Here is a 511-nt window from a genome sequence, read left to right as displayed (position 1 = left end):
CGCTCGCGCAGCAGGATCGCCTCTTCCAGATTCAACAGCGCAAAACCATCGGTGGCGCTCAGCGCGCTCCAGATGGACTCAATTCCGTGGCCGTAGCCGTTGGCTTTCACCACCGACCATACGCGAGAGCCCGGCGCAGCACGGCGGACAATCTGCAGGTTGTTTTTTAACGCCTGCAGATCCAGCTGAGCCAGAATAGGACGGGACATGACAGCTCCTTGTTAATTGTGCGCGCCATGCAGATGCTGCGGGCGAGATGGCGTAAATCCGGATTGATAGCGCGCGGCGCTTAAATCATCAAACGGAATTGCCGGGGTGCGGCCCGAGATCAAATCGCTCAGCAATTGCCCTGAACCGCAGGCCATGGTCCAGCCCAGCGTGCCGTGGCCGGTGTTAGTCCATAAATTCTTGAACGGCGTACGGCCGACAATCGGCGTGCCGTCCGGTGTCATAGGACGTAACCCGGTCCAGAACGTGGCCTGTTCGACAAAGCCCCCGCGCGGGAACAGAT

The 511-nt window shown here is 59.7% G+C and carries 2 protein-coding genes; both read right to left on the bottom strand.

The window, feature by feature from the left end; translation table 11 throughout:
* Positions 1-209: alanine racemase (locus K5E19_RS24035; protein WP_221553411.1), on the bottom strand; the 209-nt coding region annotated here is incomplete at its 3' end.
* 12 nt (positions 210-221) lie between these two features.
* Positions 222-511: FAD-dependent oxidoreductase (locus tag K5E19_RS24030; RefSeq protein WP_221553408.1), on the bottom strand; the 290-nt coding region annotated here is incomplete at its 5' end.

Origin of the sequence: Enterobacter sp. RIT637, assembly GCF_019718755.1 — a bacterium.
In the GTDB taxonomy this organism is placed as follows: domain Bacteria; phylum Pseudomonadota; class Gammaproteobacteria; order Enterobacterales; family Enterobacteriaceae; genus Enterobacter.
The sequence above is the reverse complement of the archived record's forward strand: the minus strand, read 5'-3'. Positions and strand labels throughout refer to the sequence as shown.